Origin of the sequence: Klebsiella sp. JB_Kp004 (genome assembly GCF_040065795.1) — a bacterium.
GTDB classification, from domain to species: Bacteria; Pseudomonadota; Gammaproteobacteria; order Enterobacterales; family Enterobacteriaceae; genus Klebsiella; species Klebsiella quasipneumoniae.
Map to the genome: position 1 here is coordinate 218,872 of NZ_JBEAKW010000005.1, position 19,396 is coordinate 238,267.

20 protein-coding genes and 1 pseudogene are annotated in these 19,396 nt (G+C 59.3%); 6 read left to right on the plus strand and 15 right to left on the minus strand.

All coding sequences use genetic code 11. The features are described 5' to 3' along the window. Positions 1–9: 9 nt before the first annotated feature. Complete coding sequence (locus tag ABLX76_RS07165; protein WP_021312467.1) at positions 10–666, minus strand: CoA transferase subunit B; 657 nt, start codon at positions 664–666, stop codon at positions 10–12. A 1-nt stretch (position 667) separates the two neighbouring features. Then, positions 668–1,375, minus strand: a complete 708-nt coding sequence (locus ABLX76_RS07170) for a CoA transferase subunit A (RefSeq protein ID WP_023290007.1) — start codon at positions 1,373–1,375, stop codon at positions 668–670. A gap of 140 nt (positions 1,376–1,515) precedes the next feature. Between ABLX76_RS07170 and ABLX76_RS07175 the strand changes: the two genes are divergently transcribed. After that, positions 1,516–2,406: a LysR family transcriptional regulator gene (locus tag ABLX76_RS07175; RefSeq protein ID WP_023290006.1), complete on the plus strand. Its 891-nt coding sequence runs from the start codon at positions 1,516–1,518 to the stop codon at positions 2,404–2,406. A gap of 45 nt (positions 2,407–2,451) precedes the next feature. On the opposite strand, the gene ABLX76_RS07180 is transcribed toward ABLX76_RS07175, so the two are convergent. Continuing rightward, positions 2,452–2,592 carry a hypothetical protein gene (locus tag ABLX76_RS07180; protein ID WP_002908189.1) on the minus strand — a complete coding sequence of 47 codons (141 nt, stop codon included), beginning with the start codon at positions 2,590–2,592 and terminating at the stop codon, positions 2,452–2,454. A 289-nt stretch (positions 2,593–2,881) separates the two neighbouring features. On the opposite strand from ABLX76_RS07180, the gene ABLX76_RS07185 reads away from it, so the two are divergent. Further along, the gene (locus ABLX76_RS07185; protein ID WP_087775488.1) at positions 2,882–3,790 is read left to right on the plus strand and encodes a DUF535 family protein; all 909 of its coding nucleotides are present in this window, start codon (positions 2,882–2,884) and stop codon (positions 3,788–3,790) included. A gap of 60 nt (positions 3,791–3,850) precedes the next feature. Here the strand turns inward: ABLX76_RS07185 and ABLX76_RS07190 are convergent, their stop codons facing one another. After that, positions 3,851–5,068, minus strand: a complete 1,218-nt coding sequence (locus tag ABLX76_RS07190; RefSeq protein WP_087775485.1) for an MFS transporter — start codon at positions 5,066–5,068, stop codon at positions 3,851–3,853. Between the two features lie 253 nt (positions 5,069–5,321). Further along, complete coding sequence (locus ABLX76_RS07195) at positions 5,322–5,783, minus strand: helix-turn-helix domain-containing protein (RefSeq protein ID WP_348874321.1); 462 nt, start codon at positions 5,781–5,783, stop codon at positions 5,322–5,324. Between the two features lie 60 nt (positions 5,784–5,843). Between ABLX76_RS07195 and ABLX76_RS07200 the strand changes: the two genes are divergently transcribed. From ABLX76_RS07200 to chrA, 4 genes and pseudogenes are all read left to right on the plus strand, one after another. Continuing rightward, positions 5,844–6,080, plus strand: a complete 237-nt coding sequence (locus ABLX76_RS07200; protein ID WP_004202976.1) for a tautomerase family protein — start codon at positions 5,844–5,846, stop codon at positions 6,078–6,080. 198 nt (positions 6,081–6,278) lie between these two features. Further along, the gene (locus ABLX76_RS07205; protein WP_226650512.1) at positions 6,279–7,472 is read left to right on the plus strand and encodes an MFS transporter; all 1,194 of its coding nucleotides are present in this window, start codon (positions 6,279–6,281) and stop codon (positions 7,470–7,472) included. Positions 7,473–7,656: 184 nt separating this feature from the next. Further along, a pseudogene (locus ABLX76_RS07210) lies at positions 7,657–7,945 on the plus strand (chromate resistance protein ChrB domain-containing protein); the annotation flags it as partial. After that, positions 7,914–9,281: a chromate efflux transporter gene (gene chrA / locus ABLX76_RS07215; protein ID WP_348874323.1), complete on the plus strand. Its 1,368-nt coding sequence runs from the start codon at positions 7,914–7,916 to the stop codon at positions 9,279–9,281. The pseudogene ABLX76_RS07210 and the gene chrA, both read left to right, overlap by 32 nt. Before the next feature lie 136 nt (positions 9,282–9,417). On the opposite strand, the gene ABLX76_RS07220 is transcribed toward chrA, so the two are convergent. From ABLX76_RS07220 to ABLX76_RS07265, 10 genes are all read right to left on the minus strand, one after another. Next, the gene (locus ABLX76_RS07220; protein WP_023289999.1) at positions 9,418–9,900 is read right to left on the minus strand and encodes a hypothetical protein; all 483 of its coding nucleotides are present in this window, start codon (positions 9,898–9,900) and stop codon (positions 9,418–9,420) included. Between the two features lie 109 nt (positions 9,901–10,009). Further along, positions 10,010–11,374 carry a patatin-like phospholipase family protein gene (locus ABLX76_RS07225; RefSeq protein WP_348874325.1) on the minus strand — a complete coding sequence of 455 codons (1,365 nt, stop codon included), beginning with the start codon at positions 11,372–11,374 and terminating at the stop codon, positions 10,010–10,012. A 280-nt stretch (positions 11,375–11,654) separates the two neighbouring features. After that, the gene (locus ABLX76_RS07230) at positions 11,655–13,076 is read right to left on the minus strand and encodes an FAD-binding oxidoreductase (RefSeq protein WP_049014250.1); all 1,422 of its coding nucleotides are present in this window, start codon (positions 13,074–13,076) and stop codon (positions 11,655–11,657) included. 26 nt (positions 13,077–13,102) lie between these two features. Further along, positions 13,103–13,918, minus strand: coding sequence for an ABC transporter permease (locus ABLX76_RS07235; RefSeq protein WP_023289996.1), 816 nt, complete (start codon positions 13,916–13,918; stop codon positions 13,103–13,105). A gap of 1 nt (position 13,919) precedes the next feature. After that, the gene (locus tag ABLX76_RS07240; RefSeq protein WP_065881457.1) at positions 13,920–14,750 is read right to left on the minus strand and encodes an ABC transporter ATP-binding protein; all 831 of its coding nucleotides are present in this window, start codon (positions 14,748–14,750) and stop codon (positions 13,920–13,922) included. Next, positions 14,747–15,730, minus strand: a complete 984-nt coding sequence (locus ABLX76_RS07245; protein ID WP_086075926.1) for an ABC transporter substrate-binding protein — start codon at positions 15,728–15,730, stop codon at positions 14,747–14,749. Before ABLX76_RS07245 ends, ABLX76_RS07240 begins: the two co-directional genes overlap by 4 nt. Next, positions 15,730–16,611, minus strand: coding sequence for a creatininase family protein (locus tag ABLX76_RS07250; RefSeq protein ID WP_032453162.1), 882 nt, complete (start codon positions 16,609–16,611; stop codon positions 15,730–15,732). The genes ABLX76_RS07245 and ABLX76_RS07250 overlap by 1 nt, the downstream gene beginning before the upstream one ends. Continuing rightward, entirely contained in the window at positions 16,608–17,087 is a 480-nt protein-coding gene (locus ABLX76_RS07255) for a RidA family protein (protein WP_016161230.1), read from the minus strand. The genes ABLX76_RS07250 and ABLX76_RS07255 overlap by 4 nt, the downstream gene beginning before the upstream one ends. Continuing rightward, positions 17,077–18,360: a cytosine deaminase gene (locus ABLX76_RS07260; RefSeq protein WP_262963197.1), complete on the minus strand. Its 1,284-nt coding sequence runs from the start codon at positions 18,358–18,360 to the stop codon at positions 17,077–17,079. Before ABLX76_RS07260 ends, ABLX76_RS07255 begins: the two co-directional genes overlap by 11 nt. A gap of 11 nt (positions 18,361–18,371) precedes the next feature. After that, positions 18,372–19,340: a PDR/VanB family oxidoreductase gene (locus tag ABLX76_RS07265; RefSeq protein ID WP_065812963.1), complete on the minus strand. Its 969-nt coding sequence runs from the start codon at positions 19,338–19,340 to the stop codon at positions 18,372–18,374. Positions 19,341–19,396: the final 56 nt, after the last annotated feature.

Genomic DNA, 19,396 nt, shown 5'->3' on the forward strand with positions numbered 1-19,396 from the left:
GGTCTCTCCTTAGCTGAAGCGCATTTCGCGCACGTCGTCGGCGACGATCAGCCGTCCCGCCGTTTTACGCATCACCTCGTCGGGGCTGACCCCCGGAGCCACTTCGCGCAGGACAAACGCCCCGTCGACAATGTCCAGCAGGGCCAGGTCGGTGAGCACCCGGCGAATGCAGCCCACGCCGGTGAGCGGCAGGGTGCACTGCGGCAGCAGTTTGGATTCGCCGTTCTTTGAGGCGTGGGTCATCACCACGATGATGTTCTGCGCGCCGGCCACCAGGTCCATGGCGCCGCCCATCCCCTTAACCATTTTCCCGGGGATCATCCATGAGGCGATATTCCCCGCGACGTCGACCTCAAAGGCGCCAAGAACCGTAAGATCGACGTGGCCGCCGCGGATCATGGCGAACGACTGGGCGGAATCGAAGATCGCCGCCCCGGTTTGCGCGGTGACGGTCTGTTTGCCGGCGTTAATCATGTCGGCGTCGATGGTTTCCTCATCGGGAAATTCGCCCATCCCCAGCAGGCCGTTCTCCGACTGGAGCATCACTTCAATACCGGCGGGGATATAGTTGGCCACCAGCGTCGGGATACCGATCCCGAGGTTGACGTAGTCGCCGTCGCGCAGCTCCTGAGCGACGCGCATCGCCATTTGTTCACGGGTTAGCATCTCAGTGCCCTCCGGCGCGCAGGGTGCGCTGTTCAATACGTTTTTCGAATTGCCCGACGATCAGCCGGTCGACATAGATCCCCGGGGTGTGAATGGCGGAGGGCGGCAGTTCGCCCGGCGGCACGATCTCTTCCACCTCCACCACCGTAATGCGCCCGGCGGTGGCCATCAGCGGGTTGAAATTCTGCGCGGTGTGGCGGTAAACCACGTTGCCGTACCAGTCAGCTTTCCAGCCCTTCACGAGGGCGAAATCGCCGCGAATGGCCTGTTCGAGAATGTAATTTTTACCGTCGAACTGGCGCACCTCTTTGCCTTCGGCGACCGGGGTGCCATAGCCGGTGGCGGTGTAAAAGCCGGGGATCCCGGCGCCGCCGGCGCGGATTTTTTCCGCCAGCGTTCCCTGCGGGGTGAGCTCTACCGCCAGCTCGCCGCTCAGCACCAGCTGTTCAAAAAGCGCGTTTTCCCCGACGTAAGAGGCCACCACTTTGCTGACCTGGCGCGATTCCAGCAGCATGCCGAGACCGAAGCCGTCGACGCCGCAGTTGTTGGAAACCACCGTCAACCCCTGCACCTGGCGGCGCTTCACTTCGGCGATCAAATTCTCGGGTATACCGCACAGGCCGAAGCCGCCGGCGAGCAGCGTCATGCCGTCCGTTAACCCTTCCAGCGCCGCTTCGTAGCTGGCGACGCGTTTATCCAGTCCTGCCATCTTGTCTCTCCTGCCTTGCGATAGCCTTATCATTGGCGCTGGCGACTGATTTGATAATTTTGAATTTGTGACCCACTCATTTGGAAATTTTATTAATTTCCTGTTAACTAATTTCTTTCAATTAGTTAACAGGATGAAAAATGAGAATGAGTGTCAAACAGTTACGCGCGTTTTTAGCGGTAGCTCACACTCTCAATTTCGCCCACGCCAGCGAAAGGCTGAATCTGTCGCAGCCAGCTCTCAGCCTGACCATCAAAGGGTTGGAGGAGGCGCTGGGGGGCGCGCTGCTGCAGCGCAGCACCCGCAAAGTGACCCTCACCCAGGAGGGGGAACTCTTTCTGCCGATGGCCCGTCAGCTGCTGGCCGACTGGGATAACGTCGAGGAGGCGATGCGTCAGAGCTTTACCCTGCAGCGGGGCAAAATCTCGGTCGCCGCGATGCCGTCGTTCGCCGCCAACGTTCTGCCGGAGGCGCTGAAAGCCTTCCGCGACCGCTATGCCGGGGTGAACGTCACGGTGCATGACGTGATAAATGAGCAGGTGATCGAGATGGTGCGCGAGGGGCGGGTGGAAATGGGTATCGCTTTCGAGCCATCGCCCAGCCACAACCTGCTGTTTACCCCGCTGGCGGTGGACCGCTTCGTGGCGATCGTTCCCCGGCAATCGCCGCTGGCGAAGAAAAAAAAGCTCACCTGGCAGGAGCTGTTAACCCTCGACTTTATTACCCTCCAGCGCCCTTCGGCGGTGCGCCTGATGCTGGAGGAGGCGCTGGCGCGCAGCGGGCGTCAGCTGGATGTGGCCCTGGAGAGCCATCAGCTGGTGACGGTGGGGAGAATGGTGGCCAGCGGGCTGGGGGGCAGCGCGGTGCCTGCGCTATGTAAAACGCAGATGGCCTCGCTGGGGGCGGTGTGCATTCCGCTTAGCGATCCGCCGATTGAAAAGTGCGTTGGGGCGATTTATGCCGGACATCTGCCGCTGTCGAAGGCGGCGCAGGCGCTGCTGGATACGCTGAAAGGGTTTTTACCCAGCTGAGGGAGCGGGAGGCAAAAAAAACCGGCCCGCGGGCCGGTTTGATAATCAGATTTTGCAGGCGTCGCCGCAATCGTCATCGGCAACGATCGCCTGGGCTTTTTTGTCCGCTTCTTCCAGACGCTCCGCGTTGCGCTCTTCCGCTTCATCCAGGCCGCTGAAGACCAGGTTATCGAGATCAATTTCCATAAGTTACCTATCGTTGCTGGTTTTGGATCAGCGTCAAGTATAGGGTAAAACCGCCCGCGGATGTACCCGCGCTTCGCGCCGAACGCACAGAGCGTTAAGTCGCTGGGCGACGGGCATCACCTACCATAATTAATCGTTGACAGGATGGCGTTAATTTTAATTATCGTCGGCAGAACAATTTCCTGCCCCAATATTAAATGAAAGGACAACGAAGGTGTAATTAAGCGTTGACGAATATCTTTTATGTTAATATGGCCGCGATTATGGATGAATCTATGGATCTTAATCAATGGGACATACTGTTGCAGGCGCCATCAAAGAATGGCGTAAACATAATAAAGTGATCGGTCAGGTCAAAATAAACTATAAAAAAATTTTACGAAAATGCAGAGAGCTCTCGCTCGCAGGAGGTAAGTACAGAGAATATCAAGGACTTTGCGCCAAATATCAGTGCGCGCGGTTGACCGCCGTAACCCAGGGGCTGGTGCCTTTCGAGGATAAACCCTTTAAGGCCTATCTTAATAAACGGATGTCAAAACGGCGCAAGCTGGATATTGCCCACGGTTCGCTGAATTTTATCGAGAAAACATTTCAGCCGGATATGCTGCCGCAGCTCTATACCGTGGCGGATTTTGGCCGGGCGATGTTTGCTATTCCTTTGAAAAATGGCGATAAGCTTGACGTTAAGCTGCTGGCGTCGCCGTTTCAGGAGGAGGGGGAACTGATGCTGCAGCTGTTTCTCGGCGACCGTCGCGTCTATAGCGTCTGTTTTTCCTGTACCGACGATGGCCGCGCCTATATCGGCGGTATTCAGGGCGGGAAAGATATCACCAATGAAGAGGTGAAGGCGCTGACCAAAGAGCTGCATGGCGCGCGGCCGAAAAATATCATCATGAGCGTGCTGTATGGTTTCTTAGGCTATTTCAACATCACCACGGTCTACGCGATCGATTCCGATTACCACGTGAAAAGCGATCTGGTGAAAGCCAGTTACTCATCGCTGTGGCTGGAAATGGGCGGTGAGAAACAGGCTCGCGGCTGGTATAAACTGCCGGCGCAAGAGATCAAAAAAAGTATTGAAGAGGTGAAAAGTAAACACCGCAGCCAGTTTATTAAGCGCGAAGGCATTAAAGAGCTGATTCAGCTCGATATGGCCAACGCCCTGCGGCAAATCACCTTGCATTCGCGGGTGAATTAACGCCTCTTATACGTCTGGCGGACAGCAGGGGGCTGTTGTCCGCCTGACGATATCCTCTCTTTACTGGCCGCTTTCGCCGACCGGCGGCGACGCGGAGGCGGCGAGCAGCGGGGCGCTACGCCACCACACCATCAGCGCGACCAGCGCGATAACGCTCAGCACCCCGAAGGCGGTGGCAAAGGAGTAGCGTCCGGCGATAGCGCCGGTTAACGCCGGACTCATCGCCGCCCCGGCCCCCTGCATCAGCATCACCACGCTCTGTCCGGCGTTGACGTGCCCGCTGCCGCGCAGCAGAGAGACGATAAAGCTGGGCACCGCCACCCCCAAAATCCCTGCCGCCAGACCATCAAGAATTTGCACCGGGACCATCATCTCCGGGGCGTCGCTGGAGGCCGCCAGCGCCGCGCGGATGGGCATGATCAGCAGCGCCAGCAGAATGCATCGCCAGTAACCATATTTGTCGATGCTGCCGGCGACCCGAATGGCCACCGGGATCATCACCACCTGCGAAATAATTACCGTGGCGGCGGCAAACAGCCCCGGATTGAGGTGTCCCGGCGCGGCGGCGATCCGCATGCTCAGCATCGGCAACAGCGCGGCGTTGGCGAGATGGAACAGCATCAGGGTCACGCCGGCGATCAGCAGCGGCGTATGGCGGAACAGGATGGCAAACCCAGGCAGAGAGGGCGGGACGGCCGACTCGAGGCCGCGGGCGGCGTCATCGTCGATATCGCTGCCGCGGATCGCCAGCAGGGCGATGAGGGTGAACAGGGTGGTACCGGCCATCAGAATGAAAATACCGCCGATGCCCCAGTACCAGGCGATGGCCCCGGCAATCAGCGCGGTGAAGAAATTCCCCGCGTGGTTGAAGGCTTCGTTTTTGCCCATCTGGGCGCTAAAGCCGCGCTGTCGGGTCAGCCCAAGGGTGATCCCGGCGATTAACGGTCCGACAAAGGCTGCGCAGATCCCGCTTGCGACTTGCGAAAGGGCCACCACGCTGGTCTTCTGACTGAACCAGAGCAGCAGAGTGGTCAGGGTTATCACCAGGCAGACCACGGCCAGCAGCACGCGCTTATGCCGCGAGGTGTCGGTGATGAAGCCGGCGGGCAGGGTCGCCAGCAGGCCAGCAACGCCGCCGATGGTCATCAACAGGCCGATGTCCTCCGCCTGCCAGTGACGCTGGGTGAGAAAGATCCCCAGAAACGGCCCGAGGCCGTCGCGAACGTCGGCGATAAAGAAGCTGGTCAAACATAAAGCCCGCAGTGAACGAAGCGACATATTCTACCTTTAGCATGAGCGATCCGCGGATCAGCGGCGGACCAGGGCGGTCATGGCGTGCGCCACGGATAATGGCCGGGATCGGACCCGGCAGAGAGCGTCATCCTTTATCGCACCGTTCGATGAAAGCAAAATGTCCCGCTGTCTTCGGGTAACGTGGCAATGCAACATACCTGCTCGTCGCGGCTTCCGCCAGAGGTCTACGAAAGTTCTGTAACGGGGCAACCGCGCCGCAGCCTGCGCCGCGGGGCTATCAGCATTCGTCTGCTTTAACGATCTGCAGCGTGGCGGGATTCGCCACGCTGCCGCTGGCGGTGACGAACCCCGGATGGACGGCCTCGCCGCTGACGCTATCCACCAGCGCAATATGCGGCGCGCTGTGCAGCACCTGCTGGTGGCCCCATTCCATCAGGGCGAACAGCACCAGCGCCAGGCTACGGCTTTTATCGGTGAGAACATATTCATAGCGCTCGCGAGCCCCCGCTTCCCGGTAGGGGACTTTGCGGAGCAATCCCATTTCGGTCATCGTTTTCAACCGGGTGGTGAGCGTCTGGCGGGTGATATGGGTATGCGTCTGCATCGTTTCAAAGCGCGTCACACCGTAAAACGCCTCGCGGAGGATCAGCAGCACCCAGCGGTCGCCGAGTATTTTGGCTCCTTCCGCCAGGCCGCACAGCTCCGGAGCGAGGTAGGGCAGTGATTTATTTTTTGACATCGCGAGATTGACCTTCTACTCTGAGTTTGAATTTTAGACTTAGATGCTAAGGAGCATAGCGTGCCATTTGTTAACGTGCAAACCATTAAAGGGATCATGACCGCGGAACAGAAAAGTGAGCTGCTGCGGCGGATGACCGATCTGCTGGTGGAGATTGAGGGGCAGGGCGATCCGCAGTTCCGCCAGTCGGTATGGATCCGCATTGATGAACATGACCCGGAACAGTGGAGCCTGGGGGGCGTCCAGCCGACGGCCGCGATGATTGCGGCTAAATTCGCCGCGGCGAGGCGCGACTGATCCCCTGAATAAACCGGGCTGCGAAGCCCGGCCCGGCGATCTGGCGCAGAAGAGGAGTCAGATCGCCGGGTTATATTGCTATTCGCTATGGTGCAAAAGCGTATTTTGCGGCTAAGGTAACGGTCAGGGAACCCAACAAACAGGGCGCGATGCCAGACGGCCAGCCTGGCGCCACTCTCACACCGGTGAAAACAACGGATGTCTACAGAACAGATGCTGCCGCTGGCGGCGCAGAATAAAAATATCATCCGCCTGGCCGCCGCTCAGGCGCTGGCCGGCGCCAACTCGGTGGTGTTCTACGCCACCGGCGCTATCGTCGGCAATACCCTCGCCCCCAGCCCGTCGCTGGCCACGCTGCCGATCACCCTGTTTGTGCTGGGGATGGCGGCCTCGATTTTGCCTTTCGGCGCGCTGGCGCGAAAGCGGGGCCGCAAAGCCGCGTTTATGGCCGGTACCGGCGCCGGGGTGGTCACCGGTCTGGCGGCCGCTCTGGCGGTGGTGCTGGGCTCTTTTCTGCTGTTTTGCTTCGCCGCGATGCTCGGCGGCGCCTATGCCGCGGTGGCGCTCAGTTTTCGCTTTGCCGCCACCGACGGCGTCGCTCCGGAACGTCGCGCCCGCGCGCTGTCGCTGGTGATGGGCGGCGGCGTGGCCGCCGGGATCATTGGCCCGATGCTGGTCACCGGCACCATGCACCTCTGGCCGACCCATACCTTCGCCTTCACCTTTCTCGCTCAGGCGCTGGTGGCGGCGCTCGCCGCCATTCTGCTGGCAGGCGTGACGTCGGCAGAGCCCGCGGCGGCCAGCGTGCGCGGAGGGCGGCCGCTGCGCGAGATTATCCGCCAGCCGGGCTTCGCCACCACGGTGTTCAGCGGGGCGGTGGCCTATATGGTGATGAATTTTCTGATGACCGCCGCGCCGCTCTCCATGCATATGCACGGTCTTTCCCAGCAGGCCGCCAACCTCGGGATCCAGTGGCATGTGATGGCGATGTACGGCCCGGGATTTGTCACCGGCCGGTTGATCCAGCGCTTCGGCGCCGTGCGCATGGCGGCGGCGGGATTGCTGATCACCGGCGCGTCGGTGGCGGTCGGTCTCAGTGGCGTCGGGGTATATCATTACTGGCTGTCGCTGATTTTGCTCGGCATCGGCTGGAACTTTGGCTTCACCGGCGCCTCGGCGAAAATCATCGATTTCCACCGCCCGGAAGAGAAGACCCAGGTGCAGTCGCTCAACGATTTTCTGGTCTTCGGCGTGATGATCGTGGGTTCGTTTTCGTCCGGCGTTCTGCTAAACGCCTTCGGCTGGAACGCGGTGCTGTGGGGCTCTCTGGTGCCGGTGGGGCTGGCGCTGTTCACCCTGCCGCTGCGCCCCTTATCGCCACCCCGCGCTTAGCGCCTGGTCTGCCGCTGCGCGGGCCGTCTTTTTGCGCTTTTCGCAAATGCGTTGCCGAACTTTATCAAAGCCAGCGCGTGGGAAAACGTCACATACGCGACATGCTGTAGTAATGTCTACAGCATGAGAATGCATCTCCTGACCCTCAACCTGACGATGTCTCAAGCCGCTGAACCCTGAAGAGCACGTCAGCACGCGGGTGACCTTCGACGTTCTGGCCCGACGCAGTGCTCTGGAGGCCGCGATCCCCGATACCCGATACCCTGGGGCGGTTGATCCACTTCCTGGACGTCGGTGGGGAACCGACCCCGGAGGCGGCGGGAGTGGAGAGTGTGCTTGCAGGGCTGCGGGAAACCATTACGGACGATGACCAACTGCTGGCGGCAGCCTGCTCGCTGTTCGACGGCTTATTGACGTCCTGTGAAATGAGGTCTGGCAATCATGAGCAAAACGGTGGTTCTTCCGCAGAGTGACAGTCCTTCCGTCGTCGCCTCCGTCTCCTTCTGGCAGGCCTTTCGCTTCTGGCTGAAGCTCGGCTTTATCAGCTTCGGCGGGCCTGCCGGGCAGATCGCCATGATGCACCAGGAGCTGGTGGATAACCGACGCTGGATCTCGGAAGGACGATTCCTGCACGCGCTCAACTTTTGTATGGTCCTGCCCGGCCCGGAGGCGCAGCAGCTGGCGACCTATATCGGCTGGCTGATGCATAAAACCTGGGGAGGCGTCATCGCCGGGGTGCTGTTTATTTTGCCCTCGCTGGCGTTACTTATCGCGCTGGCGTGGATCTACCTCGTCTGGGGAGATGTCGCGGTGGTAGCGGGGATTTTTTATGGCATCAAACCCGCCGTGGCGGCGATCGTGCTGCAGGCGGGGCACCGCATCGGCTCGCGGGCGCTGAAAAATGGCGCCTACTGGGCCATCGCCGCCGCTGCCTTTGTCGCTATTTTTGCGCTGAACGTTCCTTTTCCGCTGATCGTCCTGACCGCGGCGATCGTCGGGTTTATCGGCGGACGGATGGCGCCGGCGACATTCGGCAAAGCGGACGCCCACCGTGCGCAGAGTCATCCCGGCGGGGCCGCCATCATTGATGACGCGACGCCGATCCCGGCCCATGCCATTTTCAGCTGGCGGCGTACCTCTCAGGTGCTGATCGCCGGGATGCTGCTGTGGCTGGTGCCGATGGCCGCCCTGGCGCTAATGCTTGGCTGGGCGCATCCGCTGACTCAGATGAGCTGGTTCTTTACCAAAGCCGCGCTGATGACCTTTGGCGGGGCGTATGCCGTCTTACCTTATGTTTACCAGGGGGCGGTCACCCACTATGGCTGGCTGACGGCAGGGCAGATGATGGACGGCCTCGCCCTTGGGGAATCTACCCCCGGGCCGTTGATCATGGTGGTGACCTTTGTCGGGTTTGTCGGCGGCTACACCAAAGCGGTGTTGGGCGTCGATGATGCGCTGCTGGAGGGCATCGCGGCGGCGTGCCTGGTGACATGGTTTACCTTTTTACCCTCGTTTATCTTTATTCTCGCCGGCGGGCCGTTTATTGAAACCACGCATAATAAAGTGGGATTTACCGCGCCGTTGACTGCTATCACCGCCGCGGTGGTGGGCGTTATCCTGAATCTGGCGCTGTTTTTTATCTGGCATAGCGTCTGGGGACCGTCCGGTTTCGACCCATGGTCTGCGGCCATTGCTCTCGCCGCCGCCGGGCTGCTGTTTCGCTATAAGTGGAAGCTGACCTGGGTACTGGCCGCCGCCGCCGCGGTGGGCCTTATCGTCCATATGGCGGGACTGTCCGGCGCAGGATAAGGTCGGTGTCGGGCTGAAAAGATCGGAGGCAGGGGCGGTATGGGGAAAGGGGCCGATGTCTGGTGAAACAGTCGTCGGCCGGAAGGTGTGGTAATGGCAATGCATCTATTTCTCAAATCATCTTTAAGACTTCGCGTTACCAAAAACGAGCTGCGTAATTAAAATGCTTCATCTGATGCTCATCGACATATGAGCTAGTTTCATCGGTGACTACAGGATTTGTGGAGACGGTATTACCTGAGATATATAACGGGATACCTGCCTTATTTTTACCTGTGTAAATCCCAGCGTGATCTCCTGGCTTTTGGCCTTTAGACTGGACGGGATAATCAACTCTTAAAACGATATCGCCAACGGCAATGTCAGATATGGCTATTATTTTCCCGAGCGCTAATGACGCCTGATAGAATTTCTCTACGCTGGCGGTTTTAGGCAGGCCGGGAATACCAGCCTGACAGCTACACCAGTAGATAAAAGCCATACACCATGGCGAGCCAGGTGTGCTGCCCGCTGATTTGAGATAGGTATTTACCATTGGGCCAGAGTTGCTGTTAAGCGGCTGCTCTTTGACATTAAGCTGACTTCTTGCTGTGTTTATTAAGTCGTTACCATTAGGCATAGCCTTATCCTCATCAGGTAGATTGTTAAATTGTGGATAGCAGAGAATGATTTCCTCGAGTTTCGCTCCTTATCTGGCTGGACTTTTCTAGTTTTTATCTTTGCAGTATTTATTTATTCTTGAAGTATCTATTTAATTTTGCAAGGGGAAGGCTTGTCTGATAAGCGGAAGTAATATCTCGCCTGATTTTTTTGTAATTTTGCCAATCAAAATTAATAAGAAATTGATAAGCTGTTTCTGCGCCAAGTCTAAAAAGTTTAAGTTTGTTGGCGTCGCTCATGCTGAAGTCTAACCAGCCGATGTCTCCAGTGTCTATGAATGATACTAGCTTATTGTAATCAGGGTTTTTTTTAATGAAATCGTAATTCATGGCATGTCTGGCGGTGTTGAAAGATTGAGCAAATATATCAAGGATACTGTTAATTTCATGACTGTGATCATCAAGTTGCAGTTTGACACCAAATGTGGGTCTTGCTGGAATTTTTGTGGGGTTGTGAAAAACATCAATCGGAAAGTTTGACATGATTCCGCCATCAACAAAACAAGCGATAGGTGGCGGAAATCGAGTCGCTAATCTGCTTTGAAAACTAATACCGGTATACTTTTGCCATTTCAATTGTAGATTATTATCCATATGAGGTATTTTTACCGTGTAGGGCTGAAAGACAAAAGGGATAGACATAGAGCAGCGGCAGAAGACCGCGGGATTTACATCTTTCGGTTTTTCCCAATATAGATCTGCCATGACAGGAAGTTCAATCTTGTATTCGGTGGCCAAATCCGCCGTTATCAAGCATAAATAGTCATGATTAACATCTAACTCATCAAGGTAAAGTTTACCTTCAAGCTGGGATGCTTTATCGATACTGGTGCTTCTAAGCTTCCATCCGGGTGGAGTTGTCGCCATTCTTTTTCTAAGGTCGCTGACAGTATAAATATTAAAAGATGATAGCTGTTTTTTAAGCCAGGACTCGAATTCATCACCTCTATTAAGTCCATGCATTATTTTTAAGTTGTCCGTTGTCGAAAGGAGTCTCAAAAATGCACGAAAGTATTTAAACCCTGATTTGTTTTCAGCATTCATTAAGCCAGTTGCAGTATCCATAAATTTCTTTGGATCATAATCTCCGTCTTTTTTCCCATCAATAAATGTATTTATAGGCATATTGGCGATCATGTTTATTAACTGTTCGCTTTTTTCTTTTTCAGGTATATCTACTGCAGATAATAGTAAGGCGGCAATTGAACCGGCTGAAGTACCTGCGATACCAATGAATCTTATCCCTGCTTTCTCTAAAATATATATGTAACCTACAAGGGCTAATCCGAGGACGCCGCCACCCTCCATTACCAGATCAACGTATTGATGGCCATTTTCATCAATAGTGTCACTGAATTCTTTATTGGACAGGGCGGTGGCTTTATTTTTTATTTCTTCAACTTCTTTTAGGTAACTATTCACGGATAATGACATTTTAATTTCCTTAGCAACGGATCTGAACATTGTTGGTCATACAAGGGAATTTATTGGCCGTTATCAGAAGACCTCTTTTTTTGCTCAAAGAGAAAATTTAGAAAATGCTGTGAACAATTTTTTAACGACCGTCTCGTCAGCTAAAGAAAAGTATAACGGAGGAAACAGAGACGCCACTCATTCATATGAATGAGTGGCGTAAAAAAACTCGCCGTGCGGGCAGGGGGAAGAGAGACGGGCCCGCTCCGCGTTTGCCCGCACGCGGAGCGGAGCGGGGCGATCAGGTCGCGGGAGTTTCGCGGGTGGCCCGCGCCAGCGGGTTGCTGTCCAGTTCCAGCTGGTCGCGCAGCGCCCAGCCGCGCAGCTTGCCGGGGTTAAGCAATCCCGCGGGGTCGAGAGATTGTTTCACCGCCACCACGTCAGGGCGAATCACCCCTTGTTTGCCGTCCTCAACCTGCAGCACGTGGGGGTTGTTAATTTTGACGTCGTTATCGCGAAATATCTGCATGATCGCGTTGAGACGTTCGGGCGTGGTATAGCGCACCAGCTGCAGACCGCTGGCGGTGAGGTTGCCTTCGATATCGCGCAGAAATTCAATATGGGACATCACCTCCCCGGCGAAATGCTGTTCCATCTGTAAAATTTGCTGTGGATAGCGCTGCGGATCAAACGCGGTCTGCAGATAGGTCAGCGTATTGTCCACCTTGAGCGCATGCAGGGTGGTGTGGTTCCAGCAGTATTCCATTAACGAGCCATTGTGCGCCCGGGCCTCATCGCTGGCCTGGCGGATGGCGTTGGCCCCGCGATGGCGCTGTAACAGGCTGGCGCACACGCCTTCGCTCTCTTCGGCGATCAGGCTGATAACCGCATGCTGCCCGGCGCGGTAACGATCGTTGAGGTGGCTAAAATAGTCAGCGATCGGGGTGGCCAGCAGTGCGACCTGGCGCTTCACCAGCCCCGGCGAGCGGACGCAGGCGTTGGCATAGTTCAGGGCATCGGCGAAATCGTCAAACACGTCCAGGCGTTCTATCCACTGGTGCACGGGAGCCAGCGCCAGCTCAACCTCAAGAATGATGCCGTTGGTGCCGTAGGCATGATGCAGCAGCAGCGCTTCGGGTGCCGGGACGGTCAGCACGCGAGGGACCGGCTCGACGGTCATCACTTTGACGCTGAGCACATTGCCTGGCGCCGCCAGCGGCCCATAGTTGATGGAGCCGATGCCGCCGAACCCGCCGCCGTAAAGGCCGCCCAGGCTCGCCAGGCGGTAGGTCGACGGCATACAGCGCAGCTCCCAGCCCGTCGGGCGGGCGGCGGTTTCGATGTCCGCCAGGCGAATGCCGGCCTGGGCCCTCACCGTGCCGTTGCCGAGGGCGACGATCTGGTTGAGCCCGGTCATATCCACCAGCATCCCTCCTTCGAGAGGGACCAGCTGTCCATAGTTGCCGGTGGCGCTGCCGCGCAAGGTCAGCGGCAGCTGATGCTGCGCGCAGGCGGCGACCAGCTGGCGCAGCTCCTCTTCATCGCGCGGGCGAACCACCGCGTCCGCCTGTTTTCCCGCCAGCTGCTCGGCGAGTACCGGACTGAACCAGTGAAAATCGCGGGAAAGCCGTTTGAGTTTCGCCGGCTGCAGGGTCCACTCCAGCGCCGGGAGTGCCTGCTGGATCGCCGCGACCGCTTGTTGACGCTGTTCATCAGTCATCATTCTTCTTCCTGTTCGTCAGCAAAACATTAATGAGATTGCACGGCTTCGCTTTCATGCCAGGCGCTGAGCGCCCGGCGCGAGACCCAGGACATCACGCCGAACAGCGCGATCCCGGCGAGAGAGATCAGCAGCAGCGCGGCAAACATCAGCGGGATATCCAGCTGGTAGCCGGCCTGCAGGATCTGATAGGCCAGCCCGGTATTGGTCCCGCCAGTGCCGGCGACAAACTCCGCCACCACCGCGCCAATCAGCGACAGCCCGCTGGAAATACGCAGCGCGCCGAAGAAATAGGGCAGCGCCGAGGGGATACGCAGCCGCACCAGGGTCTGCCAGCGGCTGGCGTGATTGAGGCGGAAATAGCTCAGCAGGCCGGGGGAGACGCTGCGCAGTCCCTGGGTGGTATTGGAGATGATGGGGAAGACCGCCATCAGGGTGGCGCACACCACCAGCGAGAGGGTGGCGTCCTTTACCCAGATGATGATCAGCGGGGCGATGGCGACGATCGGCGTCACCTGCAAAAACACGATGTAGGGAAACAGGGCGGTCTCCACAAAGCGGTTCTGCACCAGGATAAACGCCACGGCGGCGCCGATGACAATCGACAGCAGAAACGAGATCAGGGTGATCTTGAGAGTGAACAGCAGCGCCAGCAGCAGCGGCGTGAGATGCGTCCACAGGCTGTCCAGCATCACCAGCGGCGACGGCACCAGAAAGGCCGGGATGCGGAAATAGCTTACCGCGCCCTGCCAGAGGAGCACCACCGCCACCGCGACGAGGGTCGGATAGAGAATTTTGAGAAAACGCGGATGCTGGATCCACGGCGTTGAGGTTGTGGTCTTCATATTATGGCTCCATACCGGACTGGCTGGCCTGCAACAGACTGTCCTGCAGCTGACGGGCATACAGGGAAAATGCCGGACTGACGCGGAACGCCTCGCTGCGCGGGAACGGCTCCCGGATGGCGATATCTTCCACCACCCGTCCGGGACGGGCCGCCATCATGATCACCCGCTGCGAGAGAAACACCGCTTCGTGGATCGAGTGGGTGACGAAGACCACCGTCAGATTCTGCTCCTGCCACAGGCGCAGCAGATCGCTGTCGAGCTTGTTCCGCGTAATTTCATCCAGCGCGCCGAAGGGCTCATCCATCAGCAGCAGCTTTGGCCGGGTGACCAGGCCGCGGGCGATGGAGACGCGCATTTGCATGCCGCCGGAGAGTTCGCGCGGCAGGACGTCGGCGAACTTGCCGAGCCCCACCAGCTCAAGGACTTCACTCACCCGGGTATTCCCCTCCGCCCGCGGCACGCCGGCCAGATCCAGCGGCAGCCTGACGTTATTGCGCACGCTGCTCCAGGGCATCAGGGTGGCCTCCTGAAAGACGAACGAGAGCGGATGCTGCGCTTTTTCCCGGCTGTCGCGCCGCCACAGCATCAGCTTGCCGTCGCTGGGCTCCACCAGGCCGGCGACCATCTTCAGCAGCGTACTCTTACCGCAGCCGGACGGGCCAAGCAGGGTAATGAACTCCCCCTGGTTGATGGTCAGGTTAACGGGCAGCAGCGCCCGGGTGCCGTTGCTGTAGATCTTCTCCGCCGACAGCACCTCGATGGCCGGCGTGGCGGAGGCGGGCATAAAGCGGGTGTCGCTCATCACGGTCAGTTTCGGGGCAGTATTCATGGCATCACTCCGGCGTCTTTGACCATCTCCAGGGTGTAAGTCTGCTCAAACGGCACCTTGCTGGCGTCGATCAGTTTGTTTTTCACCAGCATGTCCCAGGTTTTCTTCAGCCGCGGCTCGGTGATGATGCCGATGCCGCCGGTCATGGCGTCGCCGCCGGTCACCAGCTGGTACTGCTTCATCTGGGCAATGCCAAAGGCGATCTGCTCGGCGCTCATTTGCGGGTTCGCTTTGCCGATCAGGCTGTTGCCGGGGCCAGGATCCTGCAGGTAGCTTTTCCACCCTTCCATGGAGGCTTTGACGAAGGCCGCCACCGCCGCCGGACGTTTGCGGATGGTGTCCGCCATACAGATAATCGAGTTGCCGTAGGGCGGGTAGCCCCAGTCGCTGAGCGGATAGACATAGAACGGCTGCCCGCCTTTGGCGACGGAGAACGGCTCGGAGGTCACGTAGCCCTGCTGCACCAGATTTTTATCGGCGAGGAACGGCTGGACGTTAAAGGTATAGGGGCGCACTTTGCTGCCAGCCAGACCCAGCTCGCTCTTCGCCCACGGCCAGAAGGAGGTATAGGCCTCGGTGGCGAGCAGGAAGGTTTTGTCTTTAAGCTCCGCCGGGTTGCTCACTTTGTCATGAGTGATAAACACCGTCGGCGAGTGCTGGAACACGGTGGCGACGGTTACCGCATGCACCCCGGCCTGCCAGGTCTCCAGCGCCTGGCCGTTGTCGCCAAGGGTGCAGTCCGCCTGGCCGGCCGCCATCAGCTGCATGACGTTGATCTGCGGGCCGCCCATTTTAATTTCGACATCAAGTCCGGCGTGCTTATACAGCCCGGTGGCCTGGGCCTGGTAAAAACCGCCATGCTCCGCCTGAGCATACCAGTTGGTGAGAAACGTGAACTTCTCCGCCGCGACGCAGGAGGCTGAGGCCGCGAGGGCGGCCACGGTCAGCAGGGTAAAAACTGGCGTTGATCTGGTATTCATCAGGGCTCCTTGGATTCAGCAGCGAAAGAGGGTGGTAGGGACTGCACAAAGCCGTGCCAGTGCTGTTTGCCCCAGGTCGGTTCGCGACGTTCGACCCAGGCCATGCGGTGGATCTCGATGATTGCCTGCGCCCAGCTGGCGGCGAGGGAGTCGAGAAGCCCTTCGCCTTGCTCCCGCGTCGCCGGGGTTGGGTCGCCAATCACCCCGCTGGGGCCAAAGTCATAGGACGCCCACGCCGCCGCAGGACGGCCTTTCGACAGGGTCGGGCAGGGGAATTCCGGCGGGAAGTTGGCGACCGCTCGCTCCATATGAACGCACTCCGGCGCCAGCGCCAGCATCAGCGCCGTTTCGCTATGCCCGGCGTGCATTGCCATCCGCTGTTCATGCGGGCTGAGGAACTGTTTTTCGCAGTTGGGCACGTTGAACACGTCGTGCGGGATGGCGATGAAATCCCCGTGGCGCAGGCGCATTTCCCGGCAGGCGATCTGCAGGATCTGCGGCTGGCCGCCGTGGCCGTTGATCATCAGCAGCTTGCGAAAACCGGCCCGATAGAGGGATTCGGCGATCTCCAGCAGGGTATGCAGCAGGGTGTCGCCGCTGAGGGTCAGGGTGCCGGGAAAATGCAGATGCTCCTCTGACTTACCGTAGACGATCGGCGGGATGGCGTAGGCCGGGATCGCCGCCGGCAGCCGGGCGAGGGCATGGCCCGCCACGCCGGAGGAGATCACGCTGTCCACCGAGCAGGGCAGATGGGGGCCGTGCTGTTCAATCGCCCCGGTGGGGAGGACGATAACCGTATTGCTTTTATCCGGCAGGGCGGCCACGTCCGTCCAGCTCAGAAAAGGGAGAAAGCGCGCTGCAGGAATGTAACCGTTAATCATCGCGGTGCCTCGGAGTGAATTGGCTGGGGTAACCAGACGGTTGCTTCGACTTCAATCAATACCGTGGCGTCGGGCAGCATTTCGCTGACCTGCACCACGGTGGATACGGGCGGCTGGTCGGGATAAAACAGCTTCCTGACCCGGCTGTAATAGGGAAAATGGTCAAGGTTGCGAAAGTACTGCACCAGCTTGATAACGTCGCTCATCTGCCCCCCCGCGGACGCCACGGTGCGGCGGATGCTTTCCAGTACGTACCAGCTCTGGGCGAGGATCGGCCCCTGCTTCGCATCGGTTGAAAATTCCCCGGTCGCCCCCAGCAGCTCCCGCACCGGCTCAGGCACATCCTGAAAGCCGTTGACGATGGTGCCGGTCAGGGGATTGACCGGAATAATGCCGGAGAGAAAAATAAAATCGCCGGCTCTGCGCCAGGCGGCATACCGCGCCAGCGGCGCCCCCGCGCCTGCTTCAAGACTCATGTGCCATCTCCTCCTGCCACACTCGCCGGTGGGTTAACCTGCCGTGGTTAACCACCAGACGGGCGGCGCTGTTTAAAGGCCAGGTAAAACGGTCGCTACCCGGGAAAATCACCACGCTGGCCGCCGCCCCGACGGCAAAAGGGGCCGCGTCTGCCGGCGAACCGGTCAGCGCCGCGCGATCGCAGATCAGCCGAGACTGCCGGTCGAACGGGTCGCTGAGCTGGGCGCTGAACAGGCCGCAGGCCAGGGTGTCCAGCGGGTCGTAGCTTCCCGCCGGACAAAAAGCGTCCTGCACGTTGTCGCACCCAAGCAGGGTGGCCACGCCGACGGCCTGCGCCTCGTGCAGCAGGGTGATCCCCCGCTGGCGCGGCGTGCGGCCGAACGTCGCATCCTGCAGCAGCAGGTTGGTCATCGGCAGGGCGATAAGGGTGACGCCGTGCGCCGCCAGCTGGCGCAGGATCAGCGCCGCCTGCGCGTCGCTGCCGGCGGCCAGCGCGCAGCCGTGGCTGCAGCAGATATGCCCGGGGAATGGGTGGCGGGAGAGATGATCCGCCAGCCAGGTCAGCCCCTGAGACACCTTGCTGAGCTCCTCATCGATATGCAAATCCAGATCCAGTTCCCAGCGTGCCGCGCTGCGCAGCAGGTTTGCCATGGCGGCGGCGTCCCAGTTGGAGGAGTGAATGAAGCCCCCCAGCAGGCAGCGCTCCCCGCTGTTGGCGACTGTCCTGGCAATGGCCTCGGCGTCCGCCGGATCGCGAAACAGGGGCAGCGGGACCAGCGCCACCCGTTCCAGGGTGATGCCGCCGGTATCGAGACGGGCGATCTCCTGCCAGGCGTCCGGCGCGTCGGCGGTAAACCAGTCGATATGGCTGCGTAAATGGGTCACGCCATTTGCTGCCGCCCGGGCCAGCGCGGCGGACGCCCGACGTTGAATATCCGCCCTGGTCCAGTGTCGGCGATCCTCGTGCATGGCGTGGATCGCCGCCAGCAGCCCGGCCTGCGCCGGACGGCAGCGTTCAAGGGTAAAGGTTTTGTCCAGATGGGCATGGGGTTCCACCAGGCCGGGGAGCGTCAGGGTCCCCGCCAGGTCCCACAGGCCGGGAGCCGGCTCGACGGAGGGCGTCACGGCGGCGATCCGCCCATCGCGAAAGGCCAGGTCCGCCAGCCGCGGTTCACCGTTGGCCTGCGTCGGCCAGCCGTCGGGCAGCGCCCAGGCCGGAAGTCGGGCGCGGCTGATGCCGGCGAGCGGCGCGCAAGAGGAGGGGAACGTCATCGTCAGTCTCCTCACAGATCCAAAACCAGACCCGGCGATTTCGCCCGCGAACAGCAGAGCGTGATCTGGTCGTTGCCGGCTTTCTCCTCCGCCGTCAGTACGCTGTCCCGGTGCTCGGGGAGCCCGTCGAGAACCCCGGTAATACACGATCCGCACATTCCCTGTTCGCAGGAGAGCATCACCTCCACCCCGGCGTGCTGTAATACCTGAGCAATGGTTTGATCCGCGGCGACCTGCAGACGCTGCCCGCTGGAGGCCAGCTCAATATAAAATGCGTTGTTCGCCGCGATATTATTTTCCGCCGCGGGAGTAAAGCGCTCGAATACGAATTGCGACGGCGACCAGCGATATTCCTCCATGACTGACCGCAGTCGCTGAATAAAGCCCTCCGGGCCGCAGGCCACCACTGCGGTATCAGGGTGGGGCGTGGTTAAGCATTCGGGGATCCGCTGGCGAAACGACGCGCCTTCCTCGCTGCAGTGGATCGCCACCGTGCCGCTCGCGGCCAGCTGGGCCAGGCGCGATGTGAAGGCCGTCTGGCGCGAGCTGGCGACATAATAATGCAGCTCCAGCGCCCCTTTTCTGGCGGCAATCGCTTCGGCCATCGCCAGCAAAGGCGTGATGCCGATGCCGCCGGCAAACAGCAGGTAGCGCCCGGCCTCCGGCAGGGGAAAATGGTTACGCGGCGACGATATGGAGAGCCGATCGCCGTGTTTGAGCTGCTGGTGCAAATAGCGTGAGCCGCCGGTGGACGCGTCCGTCAGCCGGACGCAAACTTCATAATGATTACCGCGGTCAGGCATGCCGCACAGGGAATATTGCCGCGGGCCAACGCCGGGAATAATAATATCGATATGCGCCCCGGCGGAGTAGGCCGGTAATATTTCCCCGGCCGCCGCCTGCAATATTAAAGATAGATTTCCCTCGCCGTTGGGGCGTATTTCCCCCACCGAGACCGAAATAAGATCGTGGCTGTGCATTACCGTTTTCTCTCCCTCAATCCGCTGTCTGCAGGGCGGCCAGGGGCAGCGAAGGG

Excerpts from the sequence above, each read along its gene's own strand:
- ABLX76_RS07165 (WP_021312467.1), bottom strand. The coding sequence starts at position 666 with ATGCTAACCCGTGAACAAATGGCGATGCGCGTCGCTCAGGAGCTGCGC.
- ABLX76_RS07170 (WP_023290007.1), bottom strand. The coding sequence starts at position 1,375 with ATGGCAGGACTGGATAAACGCGTCGCCAGCTACGAAGCGGCGCTGGAA.
- ABLX76_RS07175 (WP_023290006.1), top strand. The coding sequence starts at position 1,516 with ATGAGAATGAGTGTCAAACAGTTACGCGCGTTTTTAGCGGTAGCTCAC.
- ABLX76_RS07180 (WP_002908189.1), bottom strand. The coding sequence starts at position 2,592 with ATGGAAATTGATCTCGATAACCTGGTCTTCAGCGGCCTGGATGAAGCG.
- ABLX76_RS07185 (WP_087775488.1), top strand. The coding sequence starts at position 2,882 with ATGGGACATACTGTTGCAGGCGCCATCAAAGAATGGCGTAAACATAAT.
- ABLX76_RS07190 (WP_087775485.1), bottom strand. The coding sequence starts at position 5,068 with ATGTCGCTTCGTTCACTGCGGGCTTTATGTTTGACCAGCTTCTTTATC.
- ABLX76_RS07195 (WP_348874321.1), bottom strand. The coding sequence starts at position 5,783 with ATGTCAAAAAATAAATCACTGCCCTACCTCGCTCCGGAGCTGTGCGGC.
- ABLX76_RS07205 (WP_226650512.1), top strand. The coding sequence starts at position 6,279 with ATGTCTACAGAACAGATGCTGCCGCTGGCGGCGCAGAATAAAAATATC.
- chrA (WP_348874323.1), top strand. The coding sequence starts at position 7,914 with ATGAGCAAAACGGTGGTTCTTCCGCAGAGTGACAGTCCTTCCGTCGTC.
- ABLX76_RS07220 (WP_023289999.1), bottom strand. The coding sequence starts at position 9,900 with ATGCCTAATGGTAACGACTTAATAAACACAGCAAGAAGTCAGCTTAAT.
- ABLX76_RS07225 (WP_348874325.1), bottom strand. The coding sequence starts at position 11,374 with ATGTCATTATCCGTGAATAGTTACCTAAAAGAAGTTGAAGAAATAAAA.
- ABLX76_RS07230 (WP_049014250.1), bottom strand. The coding sequence starts at position 13,076 with ATGATGACTGATGAACAGCGTCAACAAGCGGTCGCGGCGATCCAGCAG.
- ABLX76_RS07235 (WP_023289996.1), bottom strand. The coding sequence starts at position 13,918 with ATGAAGACCACAACCTCAACGCCGTGGATCCAGCATCCGCGTTTTCTC.
- ABLX76_RS07240 (WP_065881457.1), bottom strand. The coding sequence starts at position 14,750 with ATGAATACTGCCCCGAAACTGACCGTGATGAGCGACACCCGCTTTATG.
- ABLX76_RS07245 (WP_086075926.1), bottom strand. The coding sequence starts at position 15,730 with ATGAATACCAGATCAACGCCAGTTTTTACCCTGCTGACCGTGGCCGCC.
- ABLX76_RS07250 (WP_032453162.1), bottom strand. The coding sequence starts at position 16,611 with ATGATTAACGGTTACATTCCTGCAGCGCGCTTTCTCCCTTTTCTGAGC.
- ABLX76_RS07255 (WP_016161230.1), bottom strand. The coding sequence starts at position 17,087 with ATGAGTCTTGAAGCAGGCGCGGGGGCGCCGCTGGCGCGGTATGCCGCC.
- ABLX76_RS07260 (WP_262963197.1), bottom strand. The coding sequence starts at position 18,360 with ATGACGTTCCCCTCCTCTTGCGCGCCGCTCGCCGGCATCAGCCGCGCC.
- ABLX76_RS07265 (WP_065812963.1), bottom strand. The coding sequence starts at position 19,340 with ATGCACAGCCACGATCTTATTTCGGTCTCGGTGGGGGAAATACGCCCC.